Here is a 13,051-nt window from a genome sequence, read left to right on the forward strand (position 1 = left end):
TAACAAAGTATAAAAATATATATAAAAAATAACAAATTCACATAAAAATTAACTTTTTATCAATCCGTTAACAAATTTAATATTTTTATTTAAATAAAAATCTGCTTTTTGATTCAAATTCGGAAAACTACCTAAGTCATCTGAATAACCCGCTCCTTTAGCGTCATATTCATAATGTCCGAAATAATTTTCCAGCTCACCTACTTCAACTATGTAGGCATTGAAGTGAATCTTATTTTCAATCAATTCTTCTCTGTATTGTGCGACAAAATTCGTAATAATTTCGATACCATCATAATTTATTTTGATATTTTTATACATAAAATCATAAAAAACGACTTTATTTTGTGAAATATTCAAATAATCATAAATTCTGTTAGTAACTAAATCGTTTTCGGAAAGTATTTTGAAAGCCGAAATAAGTGAGAAAAAGATGAATTTTCTGGTGATTTCACGGTTGTAGTCGTTTGTGTAGTGGCCTGCCTCAAATAAAATAGTTGGAACACCTAAAAACTGAAAGGTATCTCCAATGCAATTAATATTAAACGAATCATCAAACCGTCCCACCTGCCCCGGAATATATTTCTGCAGCACATCATTTATTCCTGCAATTAAGTTAATTGCTTTTAATCTGTTATCGTTTACGTCCCTTTCTTCATTATAAGAAGGAGCTAAAAATGAAACAGTAGCAGGTTTTCCGGTATCTCCCGCTCCAAAAATAGTACGCTGATCGTGAAGGTTAAAGCAGTAATGTGGTTTAAAAGACTCAAAAACATTCCTTAATACATTACTTTCCGGTTGGGTAAGATTCTGGGAATCACGGTTCAGGTCTATCTTATTGGCATTTTCACGGGTATACAGCGCTGCTCCGTCAGGGTTTAATATCGGAATACAGTAAAAAGTAAAGTTTTTAAGCATTTGATTTCCAAATTCAGATCCGCTGTTTAAAACGTTTATAAAATCAAAAAGTGCTTTTGTAGTGGTACTTTCGTTTCCGTGCATTTGAGACCATAAATAAATGCGTGTTTCTCCTGTACCAATCTCGTAACTATATATAGGTTTATCCAAAACCGATTTACCTATAAGCTGAACCTGATTATTGGTATTTAATTTATCTAATAAAGGCTGAATGTGGTCTAAAGTCAGGTAACGTCCTTCTATGGATTGTTCTTTGTATTGATGAAATAATTCTTCTAAATTCATTGTCTTTCGATTAGTTTACAAAAGTAAACATCTTTATTTTTACATTTGTAAACAATTAAAAAGAACTAAAATTTAGATTTGTAAACAGGTAATTAGTCTTTAATCCACTGTTTTACAGTCTCAGTATTGACAATTGTTAACCGTGTTAATGAAATTAGGTAAAATATTATATATCAATTAGTTATGATGTATTACTTATAGTGAAAAGACGTTATTATTTGACCTAAACTACTAATTTACAAGTGTAAAATAGGTTATTTCCTTTCTTTTAATTACATTTGTAAACATACTGATTAATTATAATAATTTACAATGGTAAACATCGATGATTTTGTAAAAAGACTGGAAGTTATCCTCGATTATTATGGATTAAATGCCTCTGCATTTGCAGATAAGATCGGCGTGCAGCGCTCCAGCATGTCTCACCTTCTTTCGGGCAGAAACAAACCAAGTCTTGATTTTGTATTAAAAATTTTAGATGTTTTTCCGGACGTAGACCTTTATTGGATCTTAAACGGGAAAGGAAGTTTTCCTAAAAAAGAGGATGAAATTAAAGAGAATCGAACAGATGCTTCTTCTGAAATTGAAAAAGCAAACCCTCCTATTCCTTTAGCGGGCAATTTTGATACTGCCGATTTGTTTTCAGGATTTAATCCTGACGAAGAAGTTGGGGAAGAAAAAAGAAATCTCTTCGAAACAAAAAACTCAAATGTGAGTCCGATGGAAGGCGAAATTGAAAAAATTGTATTTTTTTATAAAAACGGGACATTTAAGGTATATATCCCGTAATTTAAAAATAACGCTTATTTAAAAATATTTTTCATTTAAGCGATTCTCACGCAACAGAAAAAATATCAAAAATTTAGAGTTGAAAGCCATTTTCAGGAATTCTGCCTACAACTCCATTATAATGTTTCTTCAGGACTTGCAAATCGGCTTCATAATTTCCGGTTGGGAAAAAAGGTTCTCCGAAGTTTACTTCTTTTTTGCCCCAGTCAAAAGCTACAGGTACTATGGGAACATTTGCCTTAAGTGCTATATAATAAAAACCGCTTTTTATCTCCGTAACTTTTTTTCGTGTTCCTTCCGGGGCCACCGCTAAACGGAAGACTTCCTTGCGATCAAAAATAGCGGCTATAGAATCCACTTTGTTCAGTCCTCCCGAACGGTCTAACGGTTCACCTCCCACACTTCTGAAATAATAGCCGAAGGGAAACTTAAACAATTCTTTCTTTCCAACCCAATTCATTTCTAACCCGGAAATCCCTCTTGTGAAAATTCCCAAATAAAAATCGTGATTGCTGGTATGAGGCATGACCATCAGAATACATTTTTTTACTTCCGCATTTTCACTCCCCACTATCTTCCAGCCCATTAGCTTAAAAAAGATAAATTTATACAACTGTTTCTTCATTAAAATTTATTTTTTAAGGCAAAATAAAAGATTTAAATGGTAATTTTGGGTAAAACGAGGACAAAATGATTCAAAAAATATTCAGTTATCTGATTCCTATAAAAATACTTAAAAAAAAATCATCCAGAAGCAAGGTAATTGAAGTAACCTGGGCGAATGGAGAATTAGTACTGGATTCTGAAAATACCAATTATTCTTATGGCAGCCTGCAGCGCATATTAAGATATGGCCTTAGAACTATTGGCTATAAAAATATTCTCGAAATGGATCACATCCTATTGCTGGGCGTTGCCGGTGGAAGTGTTATCAAAACTTTAGCAGATGAAATTGAATATAAAGGAAAAATCACAGGCGTCGAAATCGATTCGGATATCATTCAGATTGCGAACCAGTATTTTAATCTCGACCAGATTAAACAGCTGGAGATTATTATTGACGATGCTTTTGAATTTGTCTTAAAAACAAAAGAGCAGTACAACCTAATTATCATTGATGTTTTTGAAGACATAAAAATGCCTAATTTTCTATTTGAAAAGTTTTTTAGCGAGCGTGTCTGCTCTCTTCTGAAAAATCGGGGTTTTATACTTTTTAATACCATGATTCTGGATGAAGCACATAATGTAAGAAACAGGAAGTACATTTCAGAAATAAATCCTAAATTGTTTACGTCAAAAATGTTGCCCCGAATAGAAGATCATAACGAATTAATAATCATTGAAAAAGTAGCCTAATTTACCTTTATGAAAACTCTTGTCTCCATTTTAAAAGCCTTGCCCGCTACAAAAGTTATTGACTCCAGTATTAATTTTTCAAAATACATTCCATTAGACTTATCGGTCACTAACAAGGAATTAGTTAAAAACAAACCTGTAAGCGCTGCAGAATTTGAAGTTTTTATTTCTAATTATTTAGAAAGAAATAATGCTGAAATTGCATTTGGGGGTTATATCGAAGGTCGGAATCTTTATCAGAGAAGCAGCATTTTTAAAGACGGATCACGGCCGGAGCGCAACATTCACATTGGATTGGATTTATGGGGAAAAGTAGATACAAAGATTATCGCACCACTTGATGGCAGAATCCATAGTTTTAAAAACAATATCGGTTTAGGGGATTATGGCCCTACCATCATTATGGAGCATGAAGTGGAAAATGAAAAATTTTATACTTTATACGGACATTTGTCGTTAGAAAGTATAGAAAACCTTAAGGTGGGGGACATTTTCAAAAAAGGGGAAAGTTTTGCAACTTTCGGAAATTCAACAGTTAACGGAGATTATGCGCCACATTTACATTTTCAGATCATCAATACTATTGAAAATTACAATGGCGACTATCCGGGAGTCTGCAACATAAACGACTTGAATTTTTATATAGAAAATTGTCCCGACCCTAACTTATTATTAAAAATAACATAAATAGTTATGAAGAAAGCAATATTGATTATATGTTTGTCCTTATTAGTGGGATGTAAATCAAAAACGGTCAGCAGAGATACTGAAGACCTGAAAATTACAAAAATCGAACCTTCCGAAATTAATTCCAATCAGCAGAAAAAAGCGTATGATTTGGGAAAGAGGGTTCTGGAAACCTGTAACACCTCTAAGTTCAAGCCTTTTAATGAAACTGAAGTGACACAATCGGTTATGGAGAACACTACCGAGGAGCGTCTGACAAAAACATGCCAGCGTTTCAGACAGTATTATGGAAGTTTTATTGATTTAAAATTAGACGGTGTTTACAAAACGAAACGGGAAACAATTTATCGTTATCATGCCTCTTATACAAAAAAGGTAGCGAACAAAGAACTTCGTGTTTTTGTAAACGAAGAAAATTTAATTTCAGCCATAAAATCAATGGACTGGGAAGAGAATTTCGAAACTAAATTAAAAGAATAAAAAATATGACTTTAAAATTCCCTCTTTTTGTGTTGTTGTTCATTTCGACTTTAGCAAGTGCTCAGGAAACTATGACAGTAAACGGTTCAAAACCCTTTCCCGCTACACAGGAGTATACCTTTATCTGCGAAAAATATGCTTACACCGGCGAAACAAAAGTTCAGGTGGCAAAAACAGAAAAAGGCGGAATTTTAAAATTATCAATTGCTACAGCCAATGAGAAATCAAGGATTTCGGGTGGTGTTTATGTAGATTTAGCGAATGGTGATGTGATCCCTTGTGTGGATAAAAACGTTAAAGAGTCGGCAGATGGTAAAACAACTTCGTACTATTATTTTACTCCGGCAGAAATGGCCAAATTGAAAAAGGCTGATATTAAAGGTATTAGGTTTATTATTGTTGGAGGCTCCAATACATTCGGAAATCAGACCGGGTATTTTACAACTGTCAATAAAACAGCCTATTTTTCTACAGCTTTCGATACTTCCAAAAAATCATATGACACCGCGAAAGAAATTAGCGTTTTGTAAATAATTTTTAATAGAATATGTATTATATTTAGAATCTAATTCTTAAAAAATGAATTCAAACGAAAATTTAATTGCCAGGTTCTATACAGCTTTTGGAAATGGGGACTATAAGACAATGAGCGAATGCTATCACCCAAAAATACATTTTATCGATCCTGCGTTTGGTTTGCTAAAAGAAGAACAAGTTTCTCAAATGTGGGAAATGCTGCTTTCAAGAAGCAAAGGGAATATAAAAATTGAATTTTCAAATGTTAAGGCCGATGACTTTTCGGGTTCTGCCAATTGGGTTGCTACCTATAATTTCAGCAGAACAAACAGAAACGTTGTCAACCGTATTTATGCCGAATTTGTTTTTCAGGACGGTTTGATCATTAAACATACTGATCATTTTGACATTTGGAAATGGTCCAAACAAGCTTTTGGCCTTAGCGGACTTTTATTGGGATGGACTGGTTTTTTTCAGGGGAAAATTCAGAAACAGGCCTTATTATCTCTCAAAAAATTTCAGGAATCAAAATAAGATATTCAAACAATAAACCCGATAGTTTTCAAAAACTGTCGGGTTTCTTTTTATTTAGAATGTTAAGAGTTAAACCAGCCTGCAACCAATTCGTCTTCAAATGAATTGGCATTTTTATGAATAAATTCGTTTGTGTTTTTATTATACGAATAATCCAAAGCCCACTCTTTGTGGTTTGCGGCAAGTTCTTTAATGCTTTTGCAAACAAAAGCAATCTCTTGGTCAGTGGTTGTCGGGTGAATAGACATTCTGATCCATCCCGGTTTTTTGATTAAATCGCCAATGGTAATTTCATCGACCAATTTATTTGATGTTTCCTGATCTACATGCAATAAAAAATGCCCGTAAGTTCCGGCACAGCTGCATCCGCCTCTAGTTTGAATTCCAAATTTGTCATTCAGTAATTTTACACCTAAATTAAAATGAAGATCTTCAATAAAAAAAGAAACAACACCCAAACGATTCTTATGTTGTCCTGCTAAAATTTTAATATTCTCTACAGCGTCCAGTTCATCAAAAACAAAATCAACAATTTCATGTTCACGCTGCAGGATATTTTCAATACCCATTTCTTCTTTCAGCTCAATGGCCAAAGCCGTTTTTATGACCTGAAGAAATCCCGGAGTTCCGCCATCTTCACGATCTTCAATATTATCAACATATTTATGTTCACCCCATGGATTTGTCCAGCTTACGGTTCCTCCTCCCGGGCAGTCGGGAATCATATTATGGTATAATTTTTTATTAAAAATAAGAACCCCTGAAGTTCCGGGTCCTCCTAAAAATTTATGTGGAGAAAAGAAAATCGCATCTAAGTACGATTCCGGATCTGCCGGATGCATGTCAATTTCGACATAAGGTCCTGAGCAGGCAAAATCGACAAAACAAACGCCATTGTGCTGGTGCATCAGTTTGGCTGCTTCATGAAAAGGAGTTTTTAATCCCGTAACATTTGAGCATGAAGTAATAGAGGCGATTTTTATGGTTCTGTCGCTGTATTTCTCCAGTAACTGCTCCAGATTATCCAGGCAAAAAAGTCCTTTTTCGCAGGAAGGAATAATCTCAACATCTGCAATCGTTTCCAGCCATGAGGTTTGATTTGAATGATGCTCCATGTGCGAAATAAAAACGATAGGTTTCTTTTCGGCAGGAACAATCGTGCAGTCTTTTAGGTTCTCCGGTATTTTTAAACCCAAAATACGCTGAAATTTATTGACTACCCCTGTCATTCCGGTACCATCAGTAATCAGAACATCGTCCTGACTGGCATTGGTATGACGCTTGATGATATTTCTGGCATGATGATAGGCTTTTGTCATGGCAGTACCTGACACCGTAGTTTCAGTATGGGTATTGGCAACAAAAGGGCCAAATTCATTCAGAAGTTTCTCTTCTATCGGGCGATACAGCCTTCCACTGGCAGTCCAGTCGGTATAAATAATCTGTTTTTTGCCATAAGGAGACGTAAATTCCTGATTTACGCCAACAATATTTTTTCTAAATTCCTGAAAATAGGTCTCTAAAGTGATGGTACTATTTTTGCTATTCATTGGTGTGCCTGTATTTGATTGCAAATATATTGCTTTTTTATAGAATTGAGAATTTATCAATTATAAACTTCAAACATTAGATAACCTTTTGGTATCTTTAATCAAACAGTCTTTTTTATAGAAAATTATCATAATATTCTATCAGATTAATAGGGTAACAGAACTTAAACTACAAGATATGGTAAATTTATCAGTTGCAACTTTTGGTGGAGGGTGTTTTTGGTGTATTGAAGCTGTAATTCAGCGTTTAAAGGGAATTGAGACTGTAAAATCAGGATTTTCGGGAGGCTTTATCAAAAATCCGCCCTACCGTGAAGTATGTACAGGAAGAACCGGGCATACCGAAGTGATTCAGCTCACCTTTAATCCTGACATAATTTCATACCATGACTTAATTTCAATTTTTATGACAAGTCACGATCCAACAACTTTAAACCGTCAGGGAGGCGATAAGGGGACACAATACCGTTCGATTATTTTATATCATGATGACACGCAAAAAGAAATTGCAGAACAGGTTCTTGAAGAAGTCAAACCTTTATTTGAAGATCCGGTTGTAACAGAACTAAAACCTTTTGAAGTCTTTTATAATGCAGAAGAAGACCATCAAAATTATTACAACAACAATCAGGATGCCCGTTATTGCGAAATCGTAATTGATCCTAAAATACAAAAATTAAAAAAAATGTACGCTGATAAATTAGCTTAACAACACAATGAAAAACTTAAATATAAATAACAGATTTACTGCTGAATTACCGGCAGACCCTAACGAATCCAATGAAACCCGTCAGGTTTCAAATACACTTTTTTCATACGTAAATCCAACGAAACCTGCTAATCCCCAACTAATTCACGCCTCAGAATCTGTAGCGGAACTGGTTGGGATTTCCAAAGATGAAATTCAGTCAGAGTCTTTTTTAAATGTTTTTTCAGGAAAAGAAATACTTCCGGGAACCCGTCCTTATGCCATGTGTTATGCCGGTCACCAATTTGGGAATTGGGCAGGACAATTGGGGGACGGACGTGCCATTAACCTGATAGAAGTCGTACATAATGATCAGTTTTTTACCCTTCAGTTAAAAGGCGCCGGAAAAACTCCGTACTCCAGAACTGCTGATGGTCTGGCGGTTTTACGTTCTTCTATCAGGGAATATTTATGTGCCGAAGCCATGCATTATTTAGGTGTTCCTACTACCCGCTCGCTTTCTTTAATGCTTTCGGGTGATGAAGTTTTACGTGATATTTTGTATAATGGAAATCCTGCTTACGAGAAAGGTGCGATCGTTTGTCGTGTGGCGCCATCATTCATTCGTTTTGGAAGCTTCGAAATGATCACTTCACGAAATGAACTGAAAAATCTAAAGCAATTTGTGGAATACACGATCAAACATTATTTCCCTGAAATTCACGGAGAGCCCAAAGAACAATATTTGCAGTTTTTCCAAAAAGTGGCCGATACCACGCGCGACATGATTTTGCACTGGCAAAGAGTTGGTTTTGTACATGGTGTGATGAATACGGACAATATGTCTATTCACGGAATTACAATTGATTATGGTCCTTACGGCTGGCTGGAAAACTACGATCCGAACTGGACGCCAAATACTACCGACAGTCAAAACAGAAGATATCGTTTTGGAAATCAGCCCCAGGTCGCACAATGGAATTTGTATCAATTGGCTAACGCTCTTTATCCCCTCATTAATGATGCTAAGCCTCTCGAAGACATACTAGAATCTTTTATAAATGAATTTAATTCTGGTTATAAAGAAATGTTCCTTAGTAAATTAGGAATTTTTACTTCAACGAAAACTGACAGCGAATTAGTGACTGACTTGGAAGAAAATCTCCAATTATCGGAAACTGATATGACGCTTTTTTTCAGAAATCTGAACCGAATCAAAAAAGAGGATACGGCTGAAAATGCGCTGGAAAAAATTAAAGATGCTTTTTATGTTCCGGAAGAAATTGCCAATAATGTTCTGGATAACTGGATCAAATGGTTTTCATCTTATCTGAAAAGATTAGAAACAGAAGAGCTTTCAGATGAAGAGCGTGTTGCTAAAATGAATACTATAAATCCGAAATATGTGTTACGAAATTATATGGCGCAATTAAGTATTGATGCCGCAGATCAGGGAGATTTTTCCTTGGTGAGTGAATTGTATACGTTGCTTCAAAAACCATATGACGAACAGCCGGAAATGGAAAAATGGTTTGCCAAAAGACCGGATTGGGCCCGCTCTAAAGTAGGGTGTTCTATGCTTTCCTGTAGTTCTTAATTTTTTTCTGCCATGAATTTCACGAATATTAAATTTGTAAAATTTTTGTGGTGCATTTTTTTTGCCGTGAATTTCACGAATTTTCACGAATTTTAAATTTTGTGAATTTAACTCCACCCAGATTTTAATTTGTGTAAATTTGTGAAATTCGTGGTAAACTTTCTCAATCAGCAAAACTTTCTTAATTCGCGGTAATATAATCCATTATCATAGTGGCGTGAATTCGGGAATTTTCAATAAACCATTTGTGCGTGTGCATTCCTCCGCAAATTACCCCTGCCAGAAATAATCCCGGGACATTCGTTTCCATAGTTTCCGGATGATAGGTTGGTGTTTTCAGTTCATCATCAGACAGCTGAATGCCCATATTTTGTAAAAACGATAAATCGGGTCTGTAGCCTGTCAGCGCCAGTACAAAGTCATTTTCTATTGTTATTTTTCCGTCCGGAGTTTCAATTTCTACTTCAGTATCTGTAATTTCAGTGATGTTTGATTGAAAATAAGCTTTAATGCTTCCTTCTGCTATGCGGTTTTCAATATCTGGTTTTGCCCAATATTTAACGCGATTGTTAATTTCGTTTTTACGAATGACCATGGTCACATTAGCCCCTTTTCTCCAACATTCCAGAGCAGCATCAACCGAGGAATTATTAGCGCCAACCACCAAAACATTTCTAAAAGCATATTCATGCGCTTCTTTATAATAGTGGCGGACTTTTTCTAACTCCTCGCCTTTTACATTCATTTCAATCGGAATGTCATAAAAACCGGTTGCAATAATCACGTTTTTAGCGTCATATGAATTTTTATCGGTCTTTACTTTAAACAAACCGTCTTGCTGTTTTTTTACTTCAGCAACTCTTTCAAATAAATGAATGGCAAAATTAAAGTAACGGTGTATATTTCTGTAGTATTCCAAAGCCTCCTGACGCCCCGGTTTTGGTGCCAGGCAATTAAACGGAATGTCTCCGATCTCCAGCCTTTCAGCGGTTGAAAAAAAAGTCATGTACAAAGGATAATTGAAAATACTGTTTACAATTGCCCCTTTTTCTATAATCAGGTATTTCAGGTTTTTCTTTTGGGCTTCTATCGCACAAGCCAGACCAATAGGGCCGCCTCCCACAATTATTAAATCATATTGTGTCATAAACTATTCTTTTGCCCAGTCTTTAAATGGATTTTTACTTAAATAAGCATTGTAATATCTCGGATCGTTGGTTACTTCTTCCCCTAGCCAATCCGGCTTTTCAAATTCATCCTCTTCGGACTTCAGTTCTATTTCGGCCATAGTCAAACCTTCGTTTTCACCATAAAACTCATCCACTTCAAAAATATGATCTCCTGATTTTATTTCAAAACGTGTTTTTTCAATTTTGCCTTTTTCACATAATTTCAGTAACTCCTGCGCTTCATCAATCGGAATTTCATTTTCCCATTCAAAACGGGACATTCCGCCCTGATGTCCGATACCTTTAATCGTAATAAATCCTCTATGGCCTTTAATTCTGACACGAACTGTTCTTTCCGGGATCGAACTTAAATATCCCTGAGCAATTTTATTTTGAGTAAAAGCCTGTTCTTTAAAATCATCTGATTTCACAAGAAACTTTCTTTCAATTTCAACCATTTTGAGATGTAAATTAATTTTTATGCAAGTTACTCAATTTAATTAAGTCTGTGAATTGACACGCCATAAACTCTTTGATTCGGGGAATATTTAATCGAATGGAGTTCGAATTATAAAATAACAGCAAAATATCTGATTATTAATACTTTACATATTATTTTATTGACTAAATTTGATGCTGTCTTAATTTCATCATTATGTCTAAAAAAGTACTTTATCTGTCAGGTATTGCAATAATCATTCTTTTAGGCACTATTTTTTATCCGGAATTGTGCTGCAATTGTATGAAACCTGCTACAATTGATTCAGTTGAAAAGCCAATTGTAACGACCTCTGACAATACCATAAAATAATTAATAAAAATAGAAGATCATGAATATACCTTGTATCTTACTACCTGCTATTGTTGGAATAATCTGTGGAATTCTAGGTTTTTTACTTGGAAGAATGAACTCAAAAAATGAGGATTCACTGGCTTCGTCTTTACAAGCTGATCTGGATGCCTGCAAAGCCAATACGAAAAATTTAAATGCGCGGCTTTCTGCATTAGAAGCTGAATTGGCGGGTAAATCAATTCGTACTTTATCGCAATCACAATCATTTGCAGAAACTGATGCTCCGTTTTTACTATTCGACAGTGATCTTGCTGAAAATGTTATGGGTAAAAAAATAGAAGAAAATGACCTAAAAATTGTGGAAGGAATCGGCCCTAAAATCGAAGCTTTATTCCATAATGCCGGAATCAATACCTGGTTTGAATTATCAGAAGCTTCAACGGAAAAATTAGAGTCCGTTTTGGAGGAAGGCGGTGAAAATTATGCGATTCACAATCCTAGTACCTGGGCGAGACAGGCACTGCTTGCGTATGAAGGAAAATGGCAGGATTTAAATGACCTGCAGGAGAATTTAAGAGCCGGAAAAGAATAAAACCAATAAATATATAACCTTAAAAACTGGCCGAAAGCCAGTTTTTTTTACATTTTATCAAGAAAATCGGATTGCCAGTTCTTAGCGGAATTGTACCATAATTGTCCTTTTGAAACTTCGAGTGGACAGTCAAAATTATTGGTATAAAGAGCGCCTGTCCCAAGCCCCTGAGGCATTTTTGAATTTTGTAAAAAGGTCCATTGAGCAATAGCATTCAGTCCAATATTACTTTCTAAAGCAGATGTAATCCACCAGCCAATATTGTGGGTATCGGCCAAAGTAATCCATTCCTGTGTTCCTCTGAAGCCACCAACAAAACTGGGCTTAAGAATGATGTATTGCGGTTTTATTTTCTGCAGTAGTTTTTCCTTTTCTGTTAATGAAAAAACGCCAATCAATTCTTCATCCAAAGCGATAGGAAAAGGTGTCACTTTGCACAATTCTTCCATAGCTTCCGGACTTCCTTTTTTAATCGGCTGTTCGATGCTATGTAGTTGAAATTTATCAAGTTGCTTTAATTTATCTAAAGCTTCACTTAGTAAAAAAGCACCATTGGCATCCACCCTGATTTCTATTTGTTCCTCGGAAAAATGGCTTCGGATAAAGTGTAACAATTCCAGTTCTTTTTCGAAATCTATTGCTCCGATTTTGAGTTTGATACAAGTAAAACCATCCGCTAATTTTTCCTCTATTTGCGCTTTCATAAAAGAAGGTTCTCCCATCCAGACCAATCCGTTTATGGCAATTGATTTGGAATTATCTGTAAAATCGGAAGGGAATAATATATATGGATTTTCACTTTTAAGAGACAAAAAAGCCATTTCTAATCCGAATTGTATGGACGGAAATTCCAGTAAGTTTTCCCAAAGTGTGGTTTCTCCGAGATGAATGTTCTGACAGGCCCAATTTAGTTTTTCCTCGTAATCATCCCGATCGTCAGCACTTAATCCTCTTAAAATACCGCACTCGCCTATTCCCTTTTTGCCGTTTTCTTCCAGAATAATAAACCAGGTTTCTTTTTCGGTCATAATTCCCCGTGAAGTGCCGGAAGGGCGTTTAAACTCAAGCATGTATTTGTGATAAGTGGCTTTCATTTT

The 13,051-nt window shown here is 35.3% G+C and carries 16 protein-coding genes; 10 read left to right on the plus strand and 6 right to left on the minus strand.

All coding sequences use genetic code 11. The features are described from left to right. Nucleotides 1–48 precede the first annotated feature (48 nt). Nucleotides 49–1,203: a M14 metallopeptidase family protein gene (locus LPB89_RS08420; RefSeq protein ID WP_230701310.1), complete on the minus strand. Its 1,155-nt coding sequence runs from the start codon at nt 1,201–1,203 to the stop codon at nt 49–51. A gap of 312 nt (nt 1,204–1,515) precedes the next feature. Here LPB89_RS08420 and LPB89_RS08425 point away from each other — a divergent pair, with 312 nt between their 5' ends. Then, on the plus strand, nt 1,516–1,992 hold the full coding sequence (locus LPB89_RS08425; protein ID WP_230701311.1) for a helix-turn-helix transcriptional regulator: 477 nt from the start codon (nt 1,516–1,518) through the stop codon (nt 1,990–1,992). 73 nt (nt 1,993–2,065) lie between these two features. Here LPB89_RS08425 and LPB89_RS08430 read toward each other — a convergent pair whose 3' ends face one another. After that, nucleotides 2,066–2,617, minus strand: a complete 552-nt coding sequence (locus tag LPB89_RS08430; protein WP_230701312.1) for a 1-acyl-sn-glycerol-3-phosphate acyltransferase — start codon at nt 2,615–2,617, stop codon at nt 2,066–2,068. Between the two features lie 65 nt (nt 2,618–2,682). On the opposite strand from LPB89_RS08430, the gene LPB89_RS08435 reads away from it, so the two are divergent. Genes LPB89_RS08435 through LPB89_RS08455 form a run of 5 tightly spaced genes read left to right on the plus strand, consistent with a single transcriptional unit; the run spans nt 2,683 to nt 5,565 of the window. After that, nucleotides 2,683–3,348 carry a spermidine synthase gene (locus tag LPB89_RS08435; protein WP_230701313.1) on the plus strand — a complete coding sequence of 222 codons (666 nt, stop codon included), beginning with the start codon at nt 2,683–2,685 and terminating at the stop codon, nt 3,346–3,348. A 9-nt stretch (nt 3,349–3,357) separates the two neighbouring features. Then, nucleotides 3,358–4,035 (plus strand): peptidoglycan DD-metalloendopeptidase family protein, encoded by a 678-nt coding sequence (locus tag LPB89_RS08440; protein WP_230701314.1) that lies wholly within the window; start codon nt 3,358–3,360, stop codon nt 4,033–4,035. 6 nt (nt 4,036–4,041) lie between these two features. Further along, the gene (locus tag LPB89_RS08445; protein ID WP_230701315.1) at nt 4,042–4,515 is read left to right on the plus strand and encodes a hypothetical protein; all 474 of its coding nucleotides are present in this window, start codon (nt 4,042–4,044) and stop codon (nt 4,513–4,515) included. Nucleotides 4,516–4,520: 5 nt separating this feature from the next. Next, complete coding sequence (locus LPB89_RS08450) at nt 4,521–5,045, plus strand: hypothetical protein (protein ID WP_230701316.1); 525 nt, start codon at nt 4,521–4,523, stop codon at nt 5,043–5,045. 49 nt (nt 5,046–5,094) lie between these two features. Further along, on the plus strand, nt 5,095–5,565 hold the full coding sequence (locus LPB89_RS08455) for a nuclear transport factor 2 family protein (protein ID WP_230701317.1): 471 nt from the start codon (nt 5,095–5,097) through the stop codon (nt 5,563–5,565). Between the two features lie 62 nt (nt 5,566–5,627). Here LPB89_RS08455 and LPB89_RS08460 read toward each other — a convergent pair whose 3' ends face one another. Further along, the gene (locus tag LPB89_RS08460) at nt 5,628–7,115 is read right to left on the minus strand and encodes an aminotransferase class V-fold PLP-dependent enzyme (RefSeq protein ID WP_230701318.1); all 1,488 of its coding nucleotides are present in this window, start codon (nt 7,113–7,115) and stop codon (nt 5,628–5,630) included. A 178-nt stretch (nt 7,116–7,293) separates the two neighbouring features. On the opposite strand from LPB89_RS08460, the gene msrA reads away from it, so the two are divergent. Beyond that, nucleotides 7,294–7,824, plus strand: a complete 531-nt coding sequence (gene msrA / locus LPB89_RS08465; RefSeq protein ID WP_230701319.1) for a peptide-methionine (S)-S-oxide reductase MsrA — start codon at nt 7,294–7,296, stop codon at nt 7,822–7,824. Between the two features lie 7 nt (nt 7,825–7,831). After that, nucleotides 7,832–9,400: a YdiU family protein gene (locus tag LPB89_RS08470; RefSeq protein ID WP_230701320.1), complete on the plus strand. Its 1,569-nt coding sequence runs from the start codon at nt 7,832–7,834 to the stop codon at nt 9,398–9,400. 181 nt (nt 9,401–9,581) lie between these two features. On the opposite strand, the gene LPB89_RS08475 is transcribed toward LPB89_RS08470, so the two are convergent. Both LPB89_RS08475 and LPB89_RS08480 read right to left on the minus strand, forming a co-directional pair. Next, nucleotides 9,582–10,547, minus strand: a complete 966-nt coding sequence (locus LPB89_RS08475) for a YpdA family putative bacillithiol disulfide reductase (protein WP_230701321.1) — start codon at nt 10,545–10,547, stop codon at nt 9,582–9,584. Nucleotides 10,548–10,550: 3 nt separating this feature from the next. Further along, nucleotides 10,551–11,027 carry a CYTH domain-containing protein gene (locus tag LPB89_RS08480; RefSeq protein ID WP_230701322.1) on the minus strand — a complete coding sequence of 159 codons (477 nt, stop codon included), beginning with the start codon at nt 11,025–11,027 and terminating at the stop codon, nt 10,551–10,553. 197 nt (nt 11,028–11,224) lie between these two features. On the opposite strand from LPB89_RS08480, the gene LPB89_RS08485 reads away from it, so the two are divergent. Both LPB89_RS08485 and LPB89_RS08490 read left to right on the plus strand, forming a co-directional pair. Continuing rightward, entirely contained in the window at nt 11,225–11,380 is a 156-nt protein-coding gene (locus LPB89_RS08485) for a hypothetical protein (RefSeq protein ID WP_230701323.1), read from the plus strand. A gap of 19 nt (nt 11,381–11,399) precedes the next feature. Beyond that, nucleotides 11,400–11,954: a hypothetical protein gene (locus tag LPB89_RS08490; RefSeq protein WP_230701324.1), complete on the plus strand. Its 555-nt coding sequence runs from the start codon at nt 11,400–11,402 to the stop codon at nt 11,952–11,954. A gap of 47 nt (nt 11,955–12,001) precedes the next feature. Here LPB89_RS08490 and LPB89_RS08495 read toward each other — a convergent pair whose 3' ends face one another. Further along, the gene (locus tag LPB89_RS08495) at nt 12,002–13,048 is read right to left on the minus strand and encodes an o-succinylbenzoate synthase (RefSeq protein WP_230701325.1); all 1,047 of its coding nucleotides are present in this window, start codon (nt 13,046–13,048) and stop codon (nt 12,002–12,004) included. Nucleotides 13,049–13,051 lie beyond the last annotated feature (3 nt).

It is taken from the genome of Flavobacterium sp. ENC (genome assembly GCF_020991415.1).
Taxonomy (GTDB): Bacteria; Bacteroidota; Bacteroidia; order Flavobacteriales; family Flavobacteriaceae; genus Flavobacterium.